This window comes from Acinetobacter sp. YH12152 (assembly GCF_013418285.1).
Lineage (GTDB): Bacteria > Pseudomonadota > Gammaproteobacteria > Pseudomonadales > Moraxellaceae > Acinetobacter > Acinetobacter amyesii.
The window spans coordinates 14,411-37,494 of sequence record NZ_VPCH01000038.1 but is presented as its reverse complement, the minus strand read 5'-3'; the positions used below and the strand labels follow the sequence as shown (position 1 = coordinate 37,494).

At 38.2% G+C, this 23,084-nt stretch carries 19 protein-coding genes; 8 read left to right on the top strand and 11 right to left on the bottom strand.

Annotation, left to right across the window (positions count from 1 at the left end; genetic code table 11):
* Positions 1 to 156: 156 nt before the first annotated feature.
* Positions 157 to 609, bottom strand: coding sequence for an RcnB family protein (locus FTU83_RS12210; protein ID WP_373683087.1), 453 nt, complete (start codon positions 607 to 609; stop codon positions 157 to 159).
* Between the two features lie 183 nt (positions 610 to 792).
* Between FTU83_RS12210 and FTU83_RS12205 the strand changes: the two genes are divergently transcribed.
* A complete protein-coding gene (locus FTU83_RS12205; RefSeq protein ID WP_180005494.1) occupies positions 793 to 1,251 on the top strand; it encodes a hypothetical protein in 459 nt (152 codons plus the stop codon).
* A gap of 89 nt (positions 1,252 to 1,340) precedes the next feature.
* On the opposite strand, the gene FTU83_RS12200 is transcribed toward FTU83_RS12205, so the two are convergent.
* Together FTU83_RS12200 and znuD are read right to left on the bottom strand one after the other, a co-directional pair.
* Positions 1,341 to 2,807 (bottom strand): phospholipase D family protein, encoded by a 1,467-nt coding sequence (locus FTU83_RS12200; RefSeq protein ID WP_180004575.1) that lies wholly within the window; start codon positions 2,805 to 2,807, stop codon positions 1,341 to 1,343.
* Between the two features lie 109 nt (positions 2,808 to 2,916).
* Positions 2,917 to 5,001 carry a zinc piracy TonB-dependent receptor ZnuD gene (znuD, locus tag FTU83_RS12195; RefSeq protein WP_180004576.1) on the bottom strand — a complete coding sequence of 695 codons (2,085 nt, stop codon included), beginning with the start codon at positions 4,999 to 5,001 and terminating at the stop codon, positions 2,917 to 2,919.
* A gap of 147 nt (positions 5,002 to 5,148) precedes the next feature.
* Between znuD and FTU83_RS12190 the strand changes: the two genes are divergently transcribed.
* The 5 genes from FTU83_RS12190 to FTU83_RS12170 all read left to right on the top strand — a co-directional run bounded on the left by FTU83_RS12190 (position 5,149) and on the right by FTU83_RS12170 (position 10,329).
* On the top strand, positions 5,149 to 5,928 hold the full coding sequence (locus FTU83_RS12190; protein WP_180004577.1) for a DUF4184 family protein: 780 nt from the start codon (positions 5,149 to 5,151) through the stop codon (positions 5,926 to 5,928).
* Between the two features lie 160 nt (positions 5,929 to 6,088).
* Positions 6,089 to 7,873 (top strand): aspartate--tRNA ligase, encoded by a 1,785-nt coding sequence (aspS, locus tag FTU83_RS12185; protein ID WP_180004578.1) that lies wholly within the window; start codon positions 6,089 to 6,091, stop codon positions 7,871 to 7,873.
* Positions 7,874 to 8,188: 315 nt separating this feature from the next.
* Entirely contained in the window at positions 8,189 to 9,055 is an 867-nt protein-coding gene (locus FTU83_RS12180) for a lysophospholipid acyltransferase family protein (protein ID WP_180106715.1), read from the top strand.
* A gap of 125 nt (positions 9,056 to 9,180) precedes the next feature.
* Entirely contained in the window at positions 9,181 to 9,399 is a 219-nt protein-coding gene (locus FTU83_RS12175; protein WP_111885360.1) for a hypothetical protein, read from the top strand.
* 39 nt (positions 9,400 to 9,438) lie between these two features.
* On the top strand, positions 9,439 to 10,329 hold the full coding sequence (locus FTU83_RS12170) for a capsular polysaccharide synthesis protein (protein WP_180106713.1): 891 nt from the start codon (positions 9,439 to 9,441) through the stop codon (positions 10,327 to 10,329).
* A 107-nt stretch (positions 10,330 to 10,436) separates the two neighbouring features.
* Here the strand turns inward: FTU83_RS12170 and FTU83_RS12165 are convergent, their stop codons facing one another.
* Genes FTU83_RS12165 through FTU83_RS12155 form a run of 3 tightly spaced genes read right to left on the bottom strand, consistent with a single transcriptional unit; the run spans position 10,437 to position 13,457 of the window.
* Positions 10,437 to 11,162 carry a DUF4422 domain-containing protein gene (locus FTU83_RS12165; RefSeq protein WP_257222615.1) on the bottom strand — a complete coding sequence of 242 codons (726 nt, stop codon included), beginning with the start codon at positions 11,160 to 11,162 and terminating at the stop codon, positions 10,437 to 10,439.
* Entirely contained in the window at positions 11,162 to 12,313 is a 1,152-nt protein-coding gene (gene glf, locus FTU83_RS12160) for a UDP-galactopyranose mutase (RefSeq protein WP_180106711.1), read from the bottom strand. The genes FTU83_RS12165 and glf overlap by 1 nt, the downstream gene beginning before the upstream one ends.
* Positions 12,314 to 12,371: 58 nt before the next feature.
* On the bottom strand, positions 12,372 to 13,457 hold the full coding sequence (locus tag FTU83_RS12155; RefSeq protein WP_180035816.1) for a glycosyltransferase family 4 protein: 1,086 nt from the start codon (positions 13,455 to 13,457) through the stop codon (positions 12,372 to 12,374).
* 178 nt (positions 13,458 to 13,635) lie between these two features.
* On the opposite strand from FTU83_RS12155, the gene FTU83_RS12150 reads away from it, so the two are divergent.
* A complete protein-coding gene (locus FTU83_RS12150; protein WP_180106708.1) occupies positions 13,636 to 14,604 on the top strand; it encodes an ELM1/GtrOC1 family putative glycosyltransferase in 969 nt (322 codons plus the stop codon).
* Position 14,605: 1 nt separating this feature from the next.
* Positions 14,606 to 15,538, top strand: coding sequence for a glycosyltransferase family 2 protein (locus FTU83_RS12145; protein WP_180106706.1), 933 nt, complete (start codon positions 14,606 to 14,608; stop codon positions 15,536 to 15,538).
* Here the strand turns inward: FTU83_RS12145 and FTU83_RS12140 are convergent, their stop codons facing one another.
* The 5 genes from FTU83_RS12140 to glnE all read right to left on the bottom strand — a co-directional run bounded on the left by FTU83_RS12140 (position 15,539) and on the right by glnE (position 23,011).
* Positions 15,539 to 16,345, bottom strand: coding sequence for a polysaccharide deacetylase family protein (locus tag FTU83_RS12140; RefSeq protein WP_180106719.1), 807 nt, complete (start codon positions 16,343 to 16,345; stop codon positions 15,539 to 15,541). It lies immediately after the preceding gene.
* 170 nt (positions 16,346 to 16,515) lie between these two features.
* Positions 16,516 to 18,135: a sulfatase-like hydrolase/transferase gene (locus tag FTU83_RS12135; RefSeq protein WP_180106704.1), complete on the bottom strand. Its 1,620-nt coding sequence runs from the start codon at positions 18,133 to 18,135 to the stop codon at positions 16,516 to 16,518.
* Positions 18,136 to 18,334: 199 nt separating this feature from the next.
* Positions 18,335 to 19,222, bottom strand: a complete 888-nt coding sequence (locus tag FTU83_RS12130; protein WP_180106702.1) for a mitochondrial fission ELM1 family protein — start codon at positions 19,220 to 19,222, stop codon at positions 18,335 to 18,337.
* Between the two features lie 84 nt (positions 19,223 to 19,306).
* Positions 19,307 to 20,233: a branched-chain amino acid transaminase gene (locus FTU83_RS12125; RefSeq protein WP_078191262.1), complete on the bottom strand. Its 927-nt coding sequence runs from the start codon at positions 20,231 to 20,233 to the stop codon at positions 19,307 to 19,309.
* Between the two features lie 18 nt (positions 20,234 to 20,251).
* Positions 20,252 to 23,011: a bifunctional [glutamate--ammonia ligase]-adenylyl-L-tyrosine phosphorylase/[glutamate--ammonia-ligase] adenylyltransferase gene (gene glnE / locus FTU83_RS12120; RefSeq protein ID WP_180106700.1), complete on the bottom strand. Its 2,760-nt coding sequence runs from the start codon at positions 23,009 to 23,011 to the stop codon at positions 20,252 to 20,254.
* Between the last annotated feature and the right edge of the window lie 73 nt (positions 23,012 to 23,084).

Below are 23,084 nucleotides of genomic sequence, written 5' to 3'. Positions count from 1 at the left end.
CTGCCATACTGGCAGGGCTTTCAATACTATTGAACACTCTTCAGTTGTTGTCAGAGTATTCGTCTGATGAGCTGAATGCGATTGCTCAGATCGCATTCAATTTATAAAAAATGTGTAGATACCTATGTTTTTAAGGAGGGGTTTGGGGAGATTAAATTACCGATTCGGCACTAATACATAGCGACCATTTTCAAAGATCCAATACATGCCACTTGGGGGGGCCGGCAAGCCAATCCGTTTCCAATCACTGATAAAAGTATAGGTCGAACTGGAAATACTGGCACTGGCAGGATCGCCAATGACCCAACTATAGCTCTGCGAATTTTGAGTAATGGTGGTCGGCGCATTGTATTGAATGCTAATACCACTCTGAGGATACTGTGGATAAGGTCGATTTGGATATTGCGGATAAACTGGCGGACGACTTGGATACTGAGGATAATTCGGCGCATGCTGCGGATAGCCAGGCCGATTCATCGACGGTGGGCGGTGTTGTGGTTTTGACGTATCCACACCTTGGTAGTTTGCCCATTTGTTTTCCGCAAAAGTACTGGCTGAAGCACTGATCAGCATCACACCTGCAATCGCATAGAATAATGTGGTTTTCACTTAAGCTCTCCTCGACGGTTTATACGCTCAGTATAAATTCCATTGTAGGAGAAAAAATGGATAAAAATCCATCAAATGCAATAATTTGTTAAATCATCCACCCGATTCTGATCAGCAGATCATGCACTCGATTTTCGACGGAATATGCTAAGATGCCTTTTATTTCGTAGTGGATCAAATGCTGTGTCTGAATTAAGTTTTGACCGACTTCATCAATTTTTTTCTAAAGTTCCAAGTATTCAAGAACAACTGATTGACTCGTACGGAACCGATGGTAAAACTGCTTGGTGGTTTAAATTTCAAATTAATGTAGATCACCCTTTAGCATGGCAAACTGTTCAAGAATTGGGCCATGTATTGAACTATATTTCTAAAAATGAACGCTTACCGACTCAATTTTTACCTGTTTCTCCGCCACCATATATGAATGGCGAAGCAAGACAATTCTTGTCTTGGGTGATTCAATGTAACCATGCCGATTTTCCACCAGATGTCATCTGTGACTGGTTAGAAGCTCGTTTGCCACAACCGGTAGATGATGCAGATAAATGGAAAATCAAAACCGATATTAAAGAATTGGATCAAATGACGGATAAAGATTTAGATCAAATCGTTCCGCCGAATCCTGTACCGAAGAATTAATAATTGCTAAATACACCTCTCCCTAACCCTCTCCTGAAATGAGAGGGAATTCCTTCCCCCTTTGGGGGAAGGTTAGGATGAGGGGAAAATTAAAAAGTAGATATTCCGCTCCATTCCATAAAGCGATACAACACATATTTCAACTTAGATTCATCGGCATACGTATCGTAATCCACACTCATCTGCTTACCATCACGGTTTGACCAAGCCGTATTAAAATACTGATTTGCCTCTTTAAAGACTTGAGCGTCTTTCAAACCGATCACTCTTAAATCCGTTTCTAAATTATAATTTTTCAGGTTACGCGCTGTGAAATTGGCAGAACCTAAAATCATATCTGCCTGATAGGCTGTTCGTTTTAAAATCATCTTGCTATGGCACTGCTCACCTTGGGTATTACACCAACGCACATCAATACCAGCATCATGCAATTCAGAAGCAACAGGACGGTTTGGAATACCATTTTTGGTACGACCAAAAGCATCTTTATTCGGATCGAGTAATACCCGAACTTTCACGCCACGTTCATGCGCAGCAATGAGTGCTTTGATAATTTTACGTTCTGACAAGTAGAACATGGCAATATCAATTTCAGTTCCAGCTTTCTTCGCGCTATCAATTAAGTCGAATGTGGCATCATAAATGGCTTTTTCAGTTAGCACTTGAACCTGTGGCTGAGTTTTCGCCGCTTCAACATCCTTAATCACCACAAATGGAATATTGGCTTTGGACATCATTCCAACGGCTTGCTCGGTCTTTAACAGATCAATCGCGGTCATGCCTTTGACGGTTAAGGCCACATTAGAATGTCGTGAGCTACCATCATGCGGATTCATAGAGGTGACCAAACCTTTCCAACCGTCAACGGTATCGACCACCAAGGTTTTACGATGATTGGCTTTAAAGTTGAAAAGATCCATATAACTGCGGATCGTCACCTTTTCGGTTCCCAATGGGTTCGGTAACCAGCCTTTTTCAGGATTATTGCCAATATCTTGACAGCAGATATACCAAAAGCCAGACCATGCTGGATTGGAAGCACGAAGCGGTACCAAATTGGTTTCCATCAACTCAATGCCCCCTTGCCGTAATTGACGATAATGTTCAGGTTGAATGCCGCCATATACCGAATTGACCGGGTCAGTAATCACAAAAATTTCCACTTGAGGAGATAGACGACGCTTCAAAATCAGCGCATCGGTCAGCTCCTGTGTTAATTGTTCGTGTTTTAATTGAGAGTCGCCAACTTGCGGATTAAAGAGAAACATATCCAACACAATGGTCGACTGTGCTTCTTCGATCATTTTTAGCATTTCTTTAAAAATGCGATGTTCCTGTTGCTGCTTTCCTTGCGCATCAATATAGGTTTCATCCACTAAAAAGTTCACTTCAGCATGGCGAAGTTTCCCCGTGTAGTTCAGCCCTTCAGGGAGTGGTTTTAGCGTGTGATAGGTTGCCGATGCCAAATAACCTAAAACCAATAAACCAATGACCACACCCACATAGCGACGGCGTGACCAATTGAGCTTGTGATGTATTCGTTGAATGATGCGCATAAGAAAAAACCTAGTCTAATGCGCTCAGACTAGGTTTTATTCATTGATTTTTCAAGAGGATTTCTGTGACTTCACCTAGACTTCCTTAGAAAAGTCTGTGCAAATTCAATTAGAAACCAAATTCAAGACCAACTGTAAAATTACGACCGACTTGTGGAATATTGGCAAGGAATGACGTGTGAGAGTAAACATCTTCATCCAATAAATTATTGGCTTTGAAATAAACCCGATAATCATTTTGATCTTTCAACTGGCCACTATAGGCCACGCCCAAGTTCACCATGTTGTAGCCATCTGTTTCACGCTCAAATGCAGTGATTTTGTCTTGTTTGAATACATGTGAATATTCTGCAAGACCTGACCAACCATCGGCAAAGTCAACATCGACCTTGGTTCCTAAGCGCCCGGCAGGCACACGTGGCGCATTTTCACCATCAATTTTGCCGCGAACATAATCACCAAAGACACTGAGTTTATACATATCATTAATGGCATAACCCACTTGAGCTTCCGCGCCATAGAACTTGGCTTTGTCTTGGGTGTAATCAACTAAGCGGAAGTTTTCAAAATTATCTTTAGTTGCAGCATAAATGTAGTTGTCATACCAGTTGTGGTACACATGAACGTGATAATCCAACTGATCTTTTTCATAATGGAAACCTAATTCAAGGTTATTGGATTTTTCAACATCTAGATTTTCATTCCCACGTTCATAGGTATTGGTCGCAAAATGCTTGCCATCTGCATACAGCTCTTGCGCCAATGGCAACCGCTCTTGATGAGAACCCACCAAGGACAATTTATAATTGGGTGCAAACGCCCAGTTCACAGCACCTGAGTAGGAAATACCATAATCGTCATAATTTTTTTGTGCAGAATCGATCTGAATTTTCTGCTGATCGACACGGGCGCCCAGCTCGACATGAAAATCACCAAATTGTTTATGTTCTAAACCAAATACACTCCATTTTTGGGTTTTATTTGGGTTCATCAATGACTCTTCACCACTGATATTGAGCTTTTGCTGATTGTATTGTGCGCCTATCACCCCTTCCCAATCCGCAATCGGGTTATGGACCAATTCTAAACGGCCATCATAACCTTTACTTTTAAAAGTGGTTGCTGCGGTGTTACCTTCAATTTCATCATGTTTATAGTCCGTATAACTCGCATGCGCACGTAGTTTTTGGAAGCCCGCAAACGGATTCGCAAGTTCAGTACGGAAATCATAGCGTTCTGACTTTAAGTCGACCCATGGGCCTGCGGCATCATGATCGTGATCATGTTCGTCATGCGCTGAATGATCATGCTCATCGGTATGCCCATGGTTGTCATGACCATCACAATGTAAATGGTCATCATGTGGATGACAGCTTTCATATTCATGACTATGCCCCGGCAAGCCATATTGGTCTTGACGGTTGCTATAAGACAGTCCAGCAAAACCTCGATCATGAATCCATGACGCGCCCACACTGACATTTTGCCCTTCTGCAAAAGTGTTGCCAACGCGGCGTTCTTTTTCTAATTCACCATCATGATCATGGAAATAATTGGGTGCAATATAATCATTGGCTTTGCGTTTCGAACCTTCTACACGGATGGCAAATTGCTCACCTAAAGCAGCCGTCACACCGGCACTCGCCAATTTTTCATCACTGCCTGAGTTATAACGAACCCCAACTTGCCCTTCATAACCTTTATCAGGAATAGAGGTAGGAATCTTTTGATCCGTCACATTAACCAAACCGCCGACTGTGCCTGCCGCGTATAACAGTGTTGATGGCCCACGGATCACTTCAATTTGTTTTGCCAAAATCGGATCTACCGTAACCGCATGGTCAGGAGATAAAGTCGAAACATCTGCAGTTTCTGAGGCGTGTTCTAAGACTTTGACACGAGGGCCATCTTGACCACGCAGCACAGGACGACTTGAACCTGCACCAAACTGATTTGAATATACACCCGGCTGTCCGGCTAACGCATCACCAATTGTGACGCCACCTTGTGCAAGAGCTTTATGTTGAATGACATTATCGGCAACAGCAAAATCTGCCGCACTTTGGTTTAAAGGATGGACCTGAACATTAATCGCTTCGAGCTTTTGTACCTGTTGTTCTGGGTCATCGGCATAAAGGTTGGGTGCAATCACTGCAAAAATCGAAACAGTTATTAAATTCTTATGAAAAGACATGTTGGAGAGACTCAAATCAGGCTATTTTTGAATAATGTTATAATATAACATTTCATTCGTTTTGCAATAAAAAACATTCTAATTTGCCCAAATCATATACACTCACCTATACCACATTGTATTTATTCATATATTTATTTTAATTCAATGCCTTTTACCATATCCCATGCTGTACTCGCACCGCCTATTTCCAAATTAAGCGGAAATCGCCTGCCTATTGCAGCACTCGCAATTGGTAGCATGGTGCCAGATTTATTCCGTTTATTTACTAATGCTGACTATGCAGGTTCACATCAATGGTCGGGGTTAATTTTTCCAAACTTAATCCTTGGTTTGCTGTTTTGTGTGCTGTGGTATGTGCTCTATCGCCCGATGTTATTTGCTTTTTTTGGTTTAAATAAGCCGCTGCATCTACAGAGTCTTAATCAATGTTGTGGGTTTATCCTCAGCCTCATCCTCGCACTCATCATTGGAACTTCGACGCATATTGTTTGGGATGGCTTGACCCATGTTGACTTTCGCACCTTTGCTTTTAAGGATCTGTTAAGTCTGCCGATTCAATTTTTCGGTCATTCATATCCCCTACATCGTGTGTTGCAAATTGGATTATCTGGCTTGGCCCTCCCCGTTTTGGCATGGATGATTTATCGTCATCATCTTCACTATCGAAGTATAGTAAGCGTCCCCGCATCCATCAAAGTCTATGTATATGGTTTAGCGGCCCTGTCTTTAGCTGCGGGCATCGCAAGTTATTTTTATTTTGCTGACAGTATTTATTCAGATGCCTTTGTACACGACCTGTATGCCTATGTCGGCAAGGCTATTAATTATTTTTTCCGTGCATTTTTAGCCACGTTTAGCCTCGGTAGTCTGATATTTCTGATCTTAAGCAAGAGCACCAATATTTTTTCAACGTCATCGGCTTAAGCCCATCATTGACCGAAAATTTGCTGTAAATTTGGCTGTTTTAGCAATAAGTCCTTGTGACAAAACAGCCAAAAAGAGGCATAATCCCCTATTCGAATAAAAGCGGTACGCTGTTTACGTATTCGCTGACCTTAACCCATATAGTTGGATTTCTAACGCTATGATGCGAACTCATTACTGCGGCTCACTTACTGAAGCCCAAATCGACCAAACCGTTACATTATGCGGTTGGGTTCACCGTCGCCGTGACCACGGTGGTGTAATCTTCCTTGACATGCGCGACCGTGACGGCCTTGTTCAAGTGGTGATTGACCCTGATACTCCTGAAGCTTTCGCGACTGCTGATAAATCACGTTCAGAATTCGTATTAAAAATTACAGGCCGTGTACGTCGTCGTTACGCAGGTACTGAAAACGCGAATATCGTGAGTGGTCAAATCGAAGTTTTAGGCAAAGAAATTGAAGTTCTTGCTGCGTCTGAAACTCCGCCATTCCCATTGAATGATGAAAATACCAATATTTCTGAAGAAGTACGTTTGAAATATCGTTTCCTCGATATTCGTCGTCCAGAAATGTTAGATCGTTTACGTTTCCGTTCTAAATTAACAAACCTTATTCGTAACTACTTCGAAGAAAATGGTTTCCTAGACGTGGAAACACCGATTTTGACTCGTGCGACTCCTGAAGGTGCGCGTGACTATTTAGTACCAAGTCGTGTTTCTAACGGTAGCTTCTATGCACTTCCACAATCTCCACAATTGTTCAAACAGTTGTTAATGGTTGGCGGTATCGATCGTTACTACCAAATTGCTAAATGTTTCCGTGATGAAGACTTACGTGCTGACCGTCAGCCTGAATTCACACAAATCGACGTTGAAACATCGTTCATGAGTGACGATGACATTATGGATTTGATGGAACGTTTAACGGTTAAGATGTTCAAAGAACTTCTAAACGTTCAGTTCGACAAGTTCCCACGTATGACGTATGCAGATGCAATGCGTGACTATGCATCTGATAAACCTGACTTACGTATTCCTTTGAAACTTGTTGATGTTGCAGACATGATGCAAGACGTTGAGTTCAAAGTATTCGCAGGTCCTGCAAAAGATCCTAAAGGCCGTATTGTTGCGCTTCGCGTACCAGGTGCTGGCGCGCTTCCACGTAGCCAAATTGACGAATACACTAAATTCGTTGGCATTTATGGCGCGAAAGGCTTGGCTTACATCAAAGTCAACGAACTTGAAAAAGGTATTGAAGGTCTTCAATCTCCAATCGTTAAATTCATCGAGCCAATCGTACTTGATCTATTGAAACGTGTTGGCGCTGAAAATGGCGATATCGTATTCTTCGGTGCAGATAAAGCGAAAATCGTAAACGATGCGATGGGTGCTTTACGTATTAAAGTCGGTCACGACATGAAACTTGCAACTTGCGAGTGGGCGCCACTTTGGGTTGTTGACTTCCCAATGTTCGAAGAAACTGATGACGGTAAATGGACGTCTGTTCATCACCCATTCACGCTGCCAAAATCAAGCGTTGAAGAAGTGAAGAACAACCCAGGTGCTGCACTTTCTGTTGCTTACGATATGGTATTGAACGGTACTGAAATCGGTGGTGGTTCATTACGTATCTTCAATCTAGAAATGCAAAAAGCGATCTTTGAAGCGCTTGGTATTTCTGAAGAAGAAGCAGAAGAGAAATTCAGCTTCTTGCTTAACGCCTTGAAATTCGGTGCGCCTCCTCACGGTGGTTTAGCATTCGGTCTTGACCGTTTAGTGATGTTGATGACTGGTGCATCTTCTATCCGTGACGTGATTGCATTCCCGAAAACTAAGACTGCGGAATGTCCTTTAACCCAAGCGCCTGCGCCAGTTGAAGCGAACCAATTACGTGACTTAGGTATTCGCTTACGTGAAAAACCAAAAGCTGAAGAATCTAAATAATCTTACATTTTAAGATTTAGATTTTAAGTTTCAAAAAACCCTGCGCTATGCAGGGTTTTTTTATTTCAACCTATAAAAAGTGGTAGAAAACCTACAAAACATAAATTAAAGATTTGATTGACTTTGCTAATATCAAAACGCTTCAAGTACGTTATGATGATGCACCATATCCTTTGAGCAATGGACAGCTCAATTTTCCACTTCCAATTATTTTGTTTTTAGATTCAGATCTTTTTGTACTTTTCACTGAATAAGTCCGGTCTCTTGGCAAAATTTATTTTATTCCATGCTGTAAATTTTGAGACCTTGTGATCCATGTACTTTATATTCAAAATCATCGCGCTATTGCCACTTTGGCTGTTACAAAACTTGGCCTTGATGATCGCGTTTATTCTTAACCTGTTTAACTCATCAATCAAACGTATCACTAGCATCAATATTCAACTGGCCTACCCAGATTTGTCCGAGACAGCGCAGAGACAGCTCGTCAGTCAAAGTATCCGCAGCCAATGCCTGACCTATATTGAATTTATTAAATGTTGGGGGATGCCGCCAAGTTATAGCCTGAGCTTATTGAAAAACATTTATGGTGAAAATATCCTCACGGAAGCACTTGCGAATAAAAAAGGTGTGATCGTTGTGATTCCGCATTTTGGCTGTTGGGAACTACTCAATGCATGGCTGAACTTGTATACAGAACCGATGATTATGTATAAACCGAATAAAAATAAAGGGATCAATCGTTATCTGTTAGAAGCACGAGAGAAGTTTAATGCAACCTTAGTCCCGACAGATGAAACGGGGGTCCGTGCCATTTTTAAACATTTGAAACAAGGTGGCCTAACGGTCATTTTACCAGACCATTTACCGAAGTCTTCTAGCGGTATTTATTCCAATTTTTTTGGGCAAAATACTTTATCGATCACGCTGGTTTCCAAACTTGCTGCAAAAACCCAATGCAATGTCATTGGATTAAGTTGTATCCGACAACCTAACCTACAGTACTTTGATGTGCATTGCCAAACCTTATCAGACGAGATTTTATCTAAAGACTTACAATGTTCTGTCGACACGCTCAACATTGCCATGCAAGACATCATTAACCAAGCACCAGAACAGTATATCTGGTCTTATAAACGTTTTCGGGTCTGCTTTGGCAATATCAATATGTACCGCAAATAAAGGTGATCTAAGAACATCTCAACCTTTAGAGTTGTGTTCCGCAGGCTTGAATTAATCTTATTCAATTGAGATCAATTATCGACAGTGGCATAATAGCCTCAATTTCCACTTTAAGTGATTCTCCTATGGCTATGCGTCCTGAAGTCCGTCGTCGTGCAATCGTATTGATTGTTTTTTCTGTCGTACAATGGTTGTTCATGCGCTACATTTTAGCCAATGAATTATTCAACTTAACCACCTATAACCGAATCGTTTTATTCTGTGTCAGCAGCCTTGCGGGTGCTTTATTAATCTTTGTCGGTTTGATTTATATGGTGTTGAAAGGTAATGCGGATAAAGAATAATTTAAATTAGGCTACTCATTCAAAATAATGGTATTACACTTGAACTTGACATATTTACGACTAATTAAAAAAGCTCCCAAATTCTTTAAGAAACTTGGGTTAAATTCTTTAGAAAAATCAGCTCAAAAATACTATCAAAAGTCGTTACTTCAATATTTATATGAACAGAATGGATACCTATTTGTAGACGCTATAAATCAGTCTACAAACTCATCTTCCGATATAGTCTGGGTATGTTGGCTCCAAGGTATAGAAAGTGCCCCTCCACTTGTCAAAACATGTATTAATTCTATAAAGCAATACAATAGCAATGTATACCTAATAGATATTAATAATTATAAAAAATATGTAGATATTCCTAATTTTATTATTGATAAGCTCAATAAGAAAATTATCACTCCAACTCATTTTTCAGATATTTTAAGATTTGCATTATTAGCTAAACATGGTGGCACATGGATAGATGCTACCTATTTAATTCTAAACAAAGTACCTAAACAAATGTTAATGAATGATTTCTTTACCCTTTCTAGTAATCATTCTACATTTAAACAGTGGATTCCGGAGGGAAAATGGTCTGGTAATTTTATAAAATTTAGTCCTGGTGACTCAACGCCAAAAATCATTTTTCAATGTTTTTTAAACTATTGGGAAAACAATGATTATTTAATTGACTATTTTTTAATTGATTATTTAATAAAACTCAATTATTTAAACAATCTCACATTTAAACAACAAGTCGATAATAACGCTCCTGAGGCCGATAACATCTTCTTACTTGCAGAAATACTTTTCGAACCTATCACGCCTACAAATAATTATCGATTAGAACAAGACAGTATAAAAATTTATAAGCTTTCTCATAGAGTTGATACCCTATCACAGAGTATCAACAGCACATATTACGAGAAATATATATTAAACAAATAATAGACCTCTTGCGAAAGTATAGTTTTATCTAATTTTTGAATTGGCTAAAGCCTCATAAAATATAGCTTTTGGCTGCTTAAAATGTGACTAACGCAAGAAGTCTAATATTATTTCATTACGACATCAATTTCACTTACTTTTATTTCATTATTATGATGCAATAAAAACACATTAAATAATCGCTCAGACAAAAAACCAAATATTCTTTTTTGATATGAATTATAAGAAGAAATATCTAATTCTTTTTCAAGCTCAAATAAAATTTTAAACATCCAATTACAGTATTTTTCTAACCAAATTTTATGCATGACAAACATATTGAATAAAGATATTCCTTTAATCGAATTACTCAAACAATCAAATGCCTTAATATATTCAGGACTATTCTTCTCAATTATTTGACGTAATAACATAAAGTCAGCCAGATAGTGATCTTTTTCATAATGTTCTTTAACGCTAATAGCTTTTTTTGAAAATCGTAATCCAAAAAATTTTTTAACTTTAAAGAACTGATTTCTCTTTGCGACCCAAATATGATTTTCAGCTAATTGGCTAATATCATTTGTTGTTAGTAGCTCACCTTGTTGATTCACAAAATAACGTCGATAATGTACTAATCCTAATATTTTTGCCTCAGAATTTTTCCACATCCAATACAAAGCTGTTAATTCACAAAATGAAGCGTTAAGGTGAGATATATGATCTCCAGTATTATCACCGATAATACCTAGATCTAATAATGAGTTTTCCTTTCCCACATGAATCGGAATATAAGGCTCTATACATGGAAAATCATATGCTTTGTGCGTTGCGATGTAGACCTCATGTTTCATCAGGAAATACCATCCTGATGGTAAAAACTTTCAATCAGTTTTCCTTGTACGATATCTTTAAGCATTTTTTTTGACAAATCTAAAGCCTCTCTTATTGTTACATCCATATCCATATAACGATAAGTTGCTAAACGTCCTGCAAATGTTACTCCTCGCTCATCCCGAGCAAGCTTTATATATTCATCTAAGATTTTTTTGTCATCAACCAATCTAATAGGATAATAAGGAATATCTTTTTCTGTGCATGCTCGACTATATTCTTTAAAATAAATAGTTCGATGATGTTCTTCCCAAGGTGTAAAGTGCTTGTGCTCTGAAATACGTGTAAATGGAACCTCTTCATTTCCATAATTCATTACTGCAGTACCTTGAAAATCTCCTTCCGCCTCAAACTTAATAAAATCTAGAGTTCTATAACCTAAATAACCTTTTTTGTAATCAAACCACTCATCAAGCTTGCCCGTCCAAATGATATGATCAAATTCATTTTTTAATAAAGCATCGAATTTTGTAGTAAGTTTAATAGCAATATTTTCATGCGATAAAATATTTTGCACTAAATAAGTATAACCATCTCGAGGCATACCCTGATATTTATGTGAAAAGTAATTATCATCATAATTAAAACGAATAGGCAAACGCTTTAGAATACTGGCAGGCAAACTACTCGGTTCACATCCCCATTGTTTTTTAGTATAACCTTTAAAAAAAGACTCATATAAATCTTTACCAATAAACTTTAAAGCTTGCTCCTCAAAGTTTTTGGGTTCTTGGATATCATCTGATGCAATTGATTTAATCCAATCCTTTGCCTCTTGAGGGTTCATACTTTTTTTATAAAATTGATTAATCGTATGTAAATTAATTGGTAACGAATATACTTCATTATTATATGTTGTTTTCACACGATTAATGTAAGGAACAAATTCACCAAACTTATTAATATATTTCCATACTAGTTCATCACTTGTATGGAAAATATGTGGCCCATAGACATGCTCCATGATCCCTGTATTCTCGTCTCGTAAAGTATGACAATTTCCAGCAATATGAGAACGCTGATCAATCACCGTGATTTGATGTCCGTGTTGGGCCAACTCTCTGGCAATAACAGCACCTGTAAAACCAGCTCCAACTATAAGAAAATTCATTATTTACTCTATCAATCTAAAGGTTTACGCAACTCTATATTTAAAAAACAGTTGAAATTTAAGACTTTGCTCTTAAACTATTAAAATACTCAACCACTTCTGAAATAAACTTATTATGCTCTTTCGCAATTTGTTCAAAGCAATAAATATTTAATGCTTCTTGTTTTGCATTTTGTGCAATTTCTAATGCTTCATCTGGATGATTTATCAGATATTCAATACCATTAGCCAAGTCTTCAGGATCTCCAACTTTACTAACCCAAGCATTTTCACGATGCTTACATACTTGCATAGGTCCAATATGATCACTACTCAATACGATCTTTCCCCAGCCAAATGCATCTAAAATACCGAGTGGTTGAATATCAGTTAATGAGGTAATCGCCATCATATCTGCTTGATGATAAATCTCGACTTTTTGTTGAGCATCTACCCAGCCAGGAAATTTTACTAGATGTTCAATTCCGAAGCTCTTTACCATTTCTTGATATTCTTGTTTATTCTCGCCATCACCAGCAAGAATAGCATTTATAGATATTCCTCTTTTATTAAGTATATGAATAGCTTCAATTACAACATGAACTCCCTTATTTGGAATCATTCGTGTCAGCATGCCAATAGTTGGTGGAGATTTCAAAGGAGATGGAAGTGCTGGCTCATCAGGTAAATGCATAAGATTTGAAATGACACGATGCATTTTATGTTCATCTTGCTCCTTAGTGAGCCTTGATTTAACTAAATCCTGAATATAAGGAGTAATATGAATAAATGCATCTGCACGCACTGTCCGTTTCACATTATGACTATGATTAACTGCAATAACAGGAATTTTCTTTTCCATACCAATCATAGCATTCTTGAAAAGCCATACCGCTTTTCCACTATGAGCGATTACAGCATCCGGTTGTTGCTGTTGGATAAAATTTCGAACCTTCATGGCAGCAATAATGCTATAGAATCCAGTATTTGGAATTACATGAATAGGACGTTGACCACTGCTTAAATGTTTATTTTCCTCACCGCGCAATAGAACAACTTCATGTCCTCCTATCTGCTCTAAGGTATCGGCAATATTCAACATAGCTTGCCATCTACCGCCAGTTGCATCACCATATACAGTATTAATAATCTTCAATTTTTTCAAAATATAACCTTAAAACAATTTAAGCAGTGACCCTTTATCTCAATATTCTAATATTTTAAACTTATTTAATCTATTCCCCTTTCTTAAATTCCACACCCTTAGCTCATAACTAGCAGTTCTGACAAATTTAATGAATTTTGCTACCATACCAAATAAATAGATCAAACTTTCAAATATTATGAAAAGCAAACCTAGCCTTGCAGTTCTCCTGATTCATGACCAACGTGCTGGACATTTAAATCCTAGCCTTGGCGTATATGACTGCCTAGAAACCGCTTATTCAACAACTTTATATAAAATAGTTACACCCACCTTAAAAAAGTGGCAAATCAGCCTCTTAAAAAAAATTAGTTGGTATCCGCGTTTATTCGACTTATTTGCTGCTTTATTTTTTAAACATTTTATTTTAAATCATGATATTAACTGCATTATTTGCTCTGGAATGCCCAACCTAATCTATGGCATTTTTGTAAGCCGTAGTTTAAAAGTTTCTCTATTTTATGCAGGTGACTTACGTAAGGTAAACAGCAAACTAGTCAGCTGCACAATTACTGCACTCCCACAAAACACGCTGTCAGATCAAGTTGTACTAACAACACCACCTGTTAAAAAAGAGTTTTTTAACATGCAACATGATCAACTCGATCAAACAACAGCTTTACTCGTTTTAGGTGGGGCTACAGATGAACACCCTTTTACTTATACAGATTTTGAAAAAATCATTAATAACTTCATTCTATTTTGTAGAAACAATCAACTTAAAGGCTTAATTACCAACTCACGCCGCACACCAAATCTAAGTACATTTTTGAATAAAACCGATATTCCTAAAAATATCCAATTACATTTTATCCATACTGAAAAAGCTTTGTCTCTCATTCAGCTTATTCAACAAGCCACTTATATTTTTGTCACAGAAGATAGCACTTCTATGCTTGCTGAAACTATCCAAAGTGGACGTTTTGTCAGTTCCATATATAGCCCCAAGTCTATTTTAGAACCTTTAAATAAGAAATATATTGAAGCTCAACTCATGCAGCGACAAAAGCTTGAAGAAATCTTTCAGTATCCAAGTATTAGAAATACCCAAGATTTAAACTCATCAACCCCAATTACCCAAGCTTTTAAACGTAATTTAGGATATTAAAATGATTTCAGTCATCCTCACTCATTACAATAAAGGCCTATTACTCAATAGAACCATTGAATCACTACAACCTCAAAATGAAAATTTACACGAAATTATTGTGGTAGATGACTGTTCTACAGACCCAGAATGGTGCAAAAACAGTAAATATCTACTAGATACTTACCCTAAAATTAAAATCATTCAAAATACAGATAATAAAGGCCCAGCTGTTCGTTTAAATCAAGGTGCATTTTCTGCAACAGGTGATTATCTATTTTTTATGGATGCTGATGATGTTTTAGCACCTAATCGTCTCAATATGTTTTTAGAAGAAATGCAAAAGCAAAATGCCGATTTATGTTATGCAGAAAAAGTAAAGATTCACGATGTCAATGAAATTCAAAAACATACTACTGGAATCTGGGAATCTAGTACGACTCCCTTAAGCTATGTACTTGAAAATAATATTATGCAGATGTGCGTCATGTGTACGCGAGAATTATTTTTAAAGTCTAGAGGCTGCAATGAAAATATATTTATTCAAGATGAATCACTAGCTTTAAACTTAGCCAGATATTCTCAAAAAATTATTTCTAGCGATTTACATAGTGTGTTTGTTATCTTAGATAAATCTGAAACAAAAACCATTCGTGGTGAAAATCGTTTATCTCGCCACTTAGAACAACAGCACCATGATATGTTTTTTACAATTAATGATTTTATTCAGGATAATCCAGAGCTTCTAGAAAAAGATAAAAAGCTACTCACTCAAAAGGCACTTTCAACCTACTGGAAAAGTATCCGTCATACTCCAAAACAAAAAATTTCAGACTTTTTCATCTATTTAACTTCACGTATCAATCCAATTTCAACTTGGGATACACATCGTCCAAAACTAATAACTTATTTCAACCAATTAGATCATGTACGTAAAATTAATAATAGAGAGTAATCAAGCTCTCTTACCTAATTTCATCCGCAACTTCACAGCAAACATTGAATCTTTTCCACTAATTTTAATCCGTTGTAATTGCATGAAATCTAGTGAGGTTTCATCAATCCCCTCTTTGGTGGTCACAGCATTGCTATAACCTGCTTCCTTTGCCATACGTACGTCACGGTCCGAATAAATACCAAATGGATAGGCAAAACTACTCACAGACGTATCAATTAACTGCTCTAATTGTTTTTTAGATTCTGTAAGTTCAAATAAGCATGCTGCATCATCCAATTTATCCAAATTGGCATGAGTCAAAGTATGAGAACCAATTTCAACCCAACCACTCTGTGCCAACTGCTTTATTTGCTCATCACTTAATTTCGGCTCACGCGCTAACTCACCGCTATTATGATGGGCTTTTTTATAGGTTGACCAATCTCTATCATGACGATCCACCACTACATAAATGGTGGCTTTGGCTTGATATTTTTCTAAGATTGGATAAGCATTTTCCAAATTATCCAGATAACCATCATCAAATGTAATGGCAACAGTTTTTTCTGGATGCCGTCCCCAATTTTGTTGCAACTCATGCATCGTCACAAAATGAAAACCTTCAGCTTTCATCCAAGCTACTTGCTTTTCAAACTCTTCAGGTTTCACCCGCAACTTATTAAATTTCGCACCATCAATATGCTCGCGTACCATGTGATACATTAAAACACGTGGTCTTTTCCAGTCTACTGCAGGTTTCCACCATGCATATTTATAACTCAATACGAGTAAAATCATGAGGACAAAAATACAAATATAAATCACGACATGGACCAAACCAAAGTTTCTTGCCAAATAGTGCCACAGTCCTCCTCATAAGAAAAGTAGAGATCTCAATTTGAGATCACCATTTTCTATTTAAACATCCATTAAAAAAGCTGATTTCTGTTTAATACAAAAATCAGCTTTTTGAGTATTTTAAAGTGAGTTCAATATTATTGTGTACATAATGCTTGAGCTTCTTTAGCTTTCACCGTAGTAAACTTACTTGAACCATCCTGTGGTAAATTGATATTAATAAAAATTTGATCACTACTTTCATTTGGATTGGTAATTTCACGTCCCAATGAAGCCGCAACAATTTTACCCAATTCATAATTTGACATATAACAATTTGAATATTGAAGATTATCTACCCATTTCTCAGCACCGTTGACTCCAAACATCAGAACTGGAACAGCAGCAGATTGTAAAATTGGTGTACCATGTCCCCATAAACCATCTTCACCAAATAGTTCGCCATGATCCGATGTATAAAAAATGAGGGTTGGTTTAGAACTAACTTTTTGAGCAGATATTCTTAGAGCTTTAAAGAAGTCATCTTGAAAATGCATTGAGTTGTCATAAGTGTCGACCAATTTCGCAAACTCATCTTTACTGCCTGTATAAAAATTATAAGCTTTCGGATAGTTTTCTTCATAAGCAAAATGACTATTACGCTGATGTAAAACCATAAAATATGGTGTTTTCCCCAATGCCTCTTTTTTCTTTTCAATCAATTCGATTAATCGCATATCTGTTGTATTCTCTGGCATTTCTTTAGAGAACACATCATGGAATTGATCAATATCTTTCATGTTTACTAAAGAAGCGAGAACGCCAGACTTTTGATTAGAAAGATATAAGGTATTGCGACCAGTTTCTTTAGCAAGCGTAAATAAATTTGTTTGCATGGATAATAACTGCTCAGCATTATCTGGTTCATAAATAACATTAAGCAAAAGTGGAACACCTATACGTGTAGAAAAACCTCGACTGATGCCATAAAAATATTTAAAACCTGATTGCCCATTAAGTGAGCTCAAAAATGGGGTGGTTTGCCTTTCATAACCATATAAGCCCAAATGTTTAAATGCAGTACTTTCACCAACGACCACAATCACATTAAAGTCTTGCACTGTATCAATATTTTCAACACTGTATTTTGAATATACTTTTTTAGCTTCAGGTTCTGTAAATAAAGATTTACTGCTTCCAATTAAAAAGCTGGAAATACAATTAATGGTATTTCTCACAACTGGGTAATGTAGATTATTTTCAAAGACTTTTCCCTTTAAGGCTGGAATCATAAGTCCCATTAAACCTAGTACGGCAACCATAAAAAAGAGGTATTTTTTATATCCTGCTTCTTTATTGTTTACATATTTCAAAATATAAATAGTATTTAAAACAATCAGCAGTAAATATAGACACAGCGGAATAAGGAAAATTTTTATTCCACCAGACAATCCTCCCATAATATCGGCAAATTCATAAAAAAATTGACTAATATCATAAGGCATTAATAAACGGCCAAAATAGGTCAAAAAAACAATATTGGAACCAATAATGTAAATGATAAAGTTAGTTACAATTAAGGAAAAAGTTTTATACCCAGATAATAAACAGAGATAAAATAAAATGAAAACTAATAAGTAACTTTCAACATATTTTGAGAACTCAATACTTACTACGCCATTCTTTGTTAAAAAGTATTCTGCCCCCCCCAAAAAAAGCACTAAAAAAAATGTATAAAAAAAGTGAATTACACTCTTTTTATGTAGAAGCAATGTCATTCCTATCTCCAATAATGTTCTTGTATCAGGACTTGCTGCTATTTTCCTTAGATACAAATTTTGAACGCCACTGTACTTAAGTTACGGCTTTTTTTCCATCATTTATTTTATTGATATTGTTCAAAAAAAAGCGTAAGCCTTAGTCACTGCATTTTAGTATCTTAATTTATCAAGATGTTTATATTAAAGAATCTGTTCTTTATTTGAATATTTCAACTGCAACTCGAGTTGCTTCAGCAAAATATTGTGGTTGAGCTAACTTAGACAAGGCAGTAAAACGAGTAATATACTGTTGATGAAAAAGGTGATCGACAGATGTTGTAATCCGATCTTCCTTCAGCCGATCCACTTCAATCACCCCAACTTTACAACCCGCGGTGAGAGCCTCGTAAATCATTGAAACACTATCTTCAGTTACCCAAACCGCTTCGGCTTTTTGCATTTCTTCGAAAATCCAACCTTGCGGAGTGACTTCAACTGGGAAAATCTGTACTTTTTCAATATTCTTTAACTGTTTTAATTCTGCTAAAAACGCTTTTGGTGTGCGCCGTGAAGTGGTCAAAATGATTTCTGAATTTGGATTCTGCTCGACTATTTGTTCAATTCGTTGGAGTACTTTAGCTGCATTCCACTGATGGCGTTTTGACGAGCCACCCAAAGCGATCAGGATTCGACCATGCTGATGCCGCTCCTCATTCACAATAGGATTTAACGCACCCTGTGTGGTCAGTACTTTATTTGATGCCTGAATACCATCGTGCTGTGGAATTACTGCATAATCAAACCATGCAAACGGCAAGCTTGGCTTCATTAAAATAATAGTTTTGGCTTTGTTATACACTTTGCCTAACAGCCATACTCGAAAATGTGTATGGCTGCCGACGCCAAAAATATAGGTTGGCTCGTGTTCTACGGCATGAAGCTGATGGCTAAATAGCGCAGAAATAAGTGTCACTATAGGCAAATCATCAATTGAAATTTCTTGAAATGTGACTGCTTCCTGAGATTGGCGCTGCATGGCTTTAAATAAACCCAAAGCTTGTGAGCGATGTCCTGCTTTACCATCACTGACATAAACAATATGCATAGTCTCGTTCCAAAAAAATTCAATATCTTCAAGCCAATAAAAAAGGCGAAACTTAGTTTCGCCTTTTCATCTTAACCGATCAGCTTATTTTACGTAAGTTAACCAGTGCGCATATTTAGGGTCTTTACCCTGAACCGCATTAAAGAATGCAGTTTGGATTTGCTCAGTGATTGGACCACGACAACCTTCACCAATTTGACGGTCATCATATTCACGGATTGGCGTCACTTCAGCAGCAGTACCTGTGAAGAATGCTTCATCAGCGATATAGAATTCGTCACGTGTAATACGACGTTCAACCACTTCAAAACCAAGGTCTTTCGCAATCGTAATAATGGTTTGACGGGTAATACCATCAAGTGCACCACCCGCGATGTCAGGAGTATGAATCACGCCATCACGAACTAAGAATACGTTTTCGCCTGAACCTTGACATACATAACCTTGTGGGTCGAGTAACATTGCTTCGTCATAGCCAGCATGTGCCACTTCTTGGTGTGCAAGAATGGACAAAGTATAGTTACCAGATGCTTTTGCTTTACACATGGTCACGTTTGGATGATGGTGCGTAAATGAAGACGTTTTAACACGAATACCCTTCGCCATAGCTTCATCACCAAGGTAAGCACCCCAGCTCCATGCAGCAACAACGGCATGAATGGTATTGTCAGTTGCTGCAATACCTAATTTTTCTGAACCAATAAAAATAATTGGACGTAGGTAGCAAGAAGCCAATTTGTTTTCACGAACCACATCAATTTGAGCTTGTTCTAATGCTGCATGATCAAATGGGACTTTCATTTGATAAATTTTTGCAGAATTTAATAAACGCTTAGTGTGTTCTTTTAAACGGAAAATAGCCGTTCCATTCGGAGTTTCATAAGCACGGACGCCTTCAAACACACCCATGCTGTAATGCAATGTATGTGTTAATACGTGAGTTTTCGCCTCACGCCAGTCAACTAATTGTCCATCTTGCCAAATAAAACCATCACGATCAGCCAAGTTCATGGCACACACTCCAAATTTTTATACACAGTCATTTTTATCCAATGCAAACGTTGCAGTTGGATCAATTAATCTTTGCCATAGCTTGCAAACGACCACTCGGGTATCGTGCCAATCGTCAGCTGAAACTTGCATGGATTGATTCGCAAGTGCTAAACGGTGGCTCTCGGCTCGTTCACGGAGATAAGCTTGAATCAATGCTGTCGCATCGGCGCTGGATAAGCAATCCGTTCTTGCGGCATCCTCAAGGATTCGTACGTTGTCAGAGTAATGGGCGAGATCGGGATTCGACCCACTCCATGCTAATACTGCATACTGTGCCATAAATTCGATGTCAACGATACCACCTGCATCTTGTTTTAAATGAAAAATTCCATCTTTTTGCTGCTCTTTAGAAGAACCTAGATGGTCTTTCATTTTTTGGCGCATTTTGAGCACTTCTGCACGAACATTGTTCTCATCGCGTGGCTGAGTCAAAATATTGCAGCGCAAGTTTTCAATTTCAATCCGTAAACTGTGTTCACCTGCAATCGTTCTAGCACGTACTAAAGCTTGATGCTCCCAGACCCAAGCATTTTTATGTTGATATTGCTCAAAGGCTTTTAAGCTGGTCACCAATAACCCCGCCTCTCCCGAAGGTCGTAAACGTGTATCCACCTCATACACTCGACCATCTAGGGTTTGCGTGGTCATTAAGGACATAAATTTTTGTGCAACCCGCATGGCAAATTCAAAGCCACTAATTGGTTTCTGTCCATCGGTATCGGCTTGTTCGTCCATATAGTGAATAAACACCAAATCCAAGTCCGAACCATAACCCAGCTCGATGCCACCCACCTTGCCATAACCAATTACCGCGAAAGCCGTGTGATCAATCGAACAACGCTGCCCTTCTGCATCAATTGGATAGCCATGTTTTTTGGCAACAATTTGATATGCCAAATGCAAGGTTGCATTCACAGACACTTCAGCAATATCGGTCAATGCATCCGATACTTTCATCAACGGGCTTTCGGCCAAAACATCACTAGCAGCTACTGCTAAGACATTGGATTTTTTAAATAATCGAAGAACACGCATCTGATCTTCAACTTGATCAATTTCAATTCGAAGCAGTTGTTGACGTAGAGAGTCTTCTAAATCTTTACGCTTTGGCAGCTCAAAATCCATCGATAAAAACTCATCCAACAGCACGGGATAATGCGTCAATTCTTCGCAGATCCACGGACTCACTGTTGCCATTTTCACTAATCGTTGTAATGCCCCTTTGCTCTCAATCAGCATCACCAAATAGACCGTACGGCGCAGCACCGACTCCACCAAAGGCATGAGACGTAGTAAGGCCACCTGAGGTTTATCGGACTGTAATATCGCTTCAATGAGATGTGGCCAAAAGGTTTTTAAACGCTGTACTGCTTTGGCAGGTAATTTTTTCAGCGCATGTCCATACCAAAATTCGTGAATTAAGTTTTTGGCATCATCATCTAAAACATCGTTCAACTGGGCTTCTAAATGACTAAAACTTTCCAGTAATGGATCAGGTTCTTTTTCTTTAATAAGATGTTCAAATTGGTAAATGACTTTGGCGCGCTTCTGATTGAGCACATTCAAAAAGTCATCCCAGGTTGCAAAACCTAAAGTATCTAAAATGCGCTGGCGTGGTTCAGGCTCATGTGGCAACGATTGGGTTTGCTGATCATTGAGTGCTTGAATCGCATGTTCAATACGACGTAAAAATAAATACGCATCTTCTAAATCAGCAACTGCGGTTTTTTCTAATAATCCGACTTCGCCTAAATGATGCAGACTCACTAAACATTGACGGTCTTGCAACTCGAGTTTTGAACCTCCATAGATGAGCTGAAAAACTTGAACAATAAACTCTACTTCACGAATTCCGCCTGCACCGAGTTTAATGTCATCTTCGATATTACGACGTAGCACTTCACGTTCGATCATGGCTTTCATTTCACGCATGGCTTCGAAAGCGGTGTAATCGACATATTTTCGGAAGACGAAAGGTCGGGTCATTTCCAGTAACTCGGCGCCTTCTTTACCGCCCGTGACGATACGTGCCTTAATCCAGGCATAGCGTTCCCATTCTCGGCCATGCTGGCTTAAGTATTTTTCTAATGCCGCATGACTGATTGCCAAGGCAGAACCATCACCCCATGGGCGTAGACGCATATCTACACGGAAGACAAAGCCGTCTGCAGTAATATGGTCAAGCAGGTAAATTAATTTTTGTCCCCATAAAATACAGAACTGTTGTACATCGATACATTTTCGACCGTTGGTTTCGCCTTGTTCATCAAAGGCAAATATAAGATCAATATCACTTGAAAGATTAAGTTCCTGTGCACCAAGTTTTCCCATGGCAACCACAATTAGGTCTTGAACTTTCCCCTTATAGCCTAGCGGTTCGCCATATTTCGCAATCAACGGCTTTAGTGCAAAATCTTTTGCCGCACAGATGGATGCATCGGCAAAGTCTGAAAGCTCTCGAGTTAAGGTAACGACATCAGTGAGTTGATTGGCATCTTGCCAAATCCAACGAAACATGAGGCGTGCGCGCAGCACACGAATTGCACGCATCCAGCTATTTTCATCTTGAATTTCAGCGAGGCTGCTTGCGACAAAATGTTGAATTTGTGCTGTACTGAGCGAGGTTTGAAACTGATCAATTGCATAGTCTTGTTCTAAACTGGCCTGATGGATTCCGAGCACCTGTTCAGCATATTGACTGGCACGTAATGTTTTCTGCAATTGCTCCGCATTCATTTCACAAATCCTAGCGTGATTTTTTTCTAGTTATAACAGTTGATAACGCTTAGGGAAAAGTATTTTTAGGCTT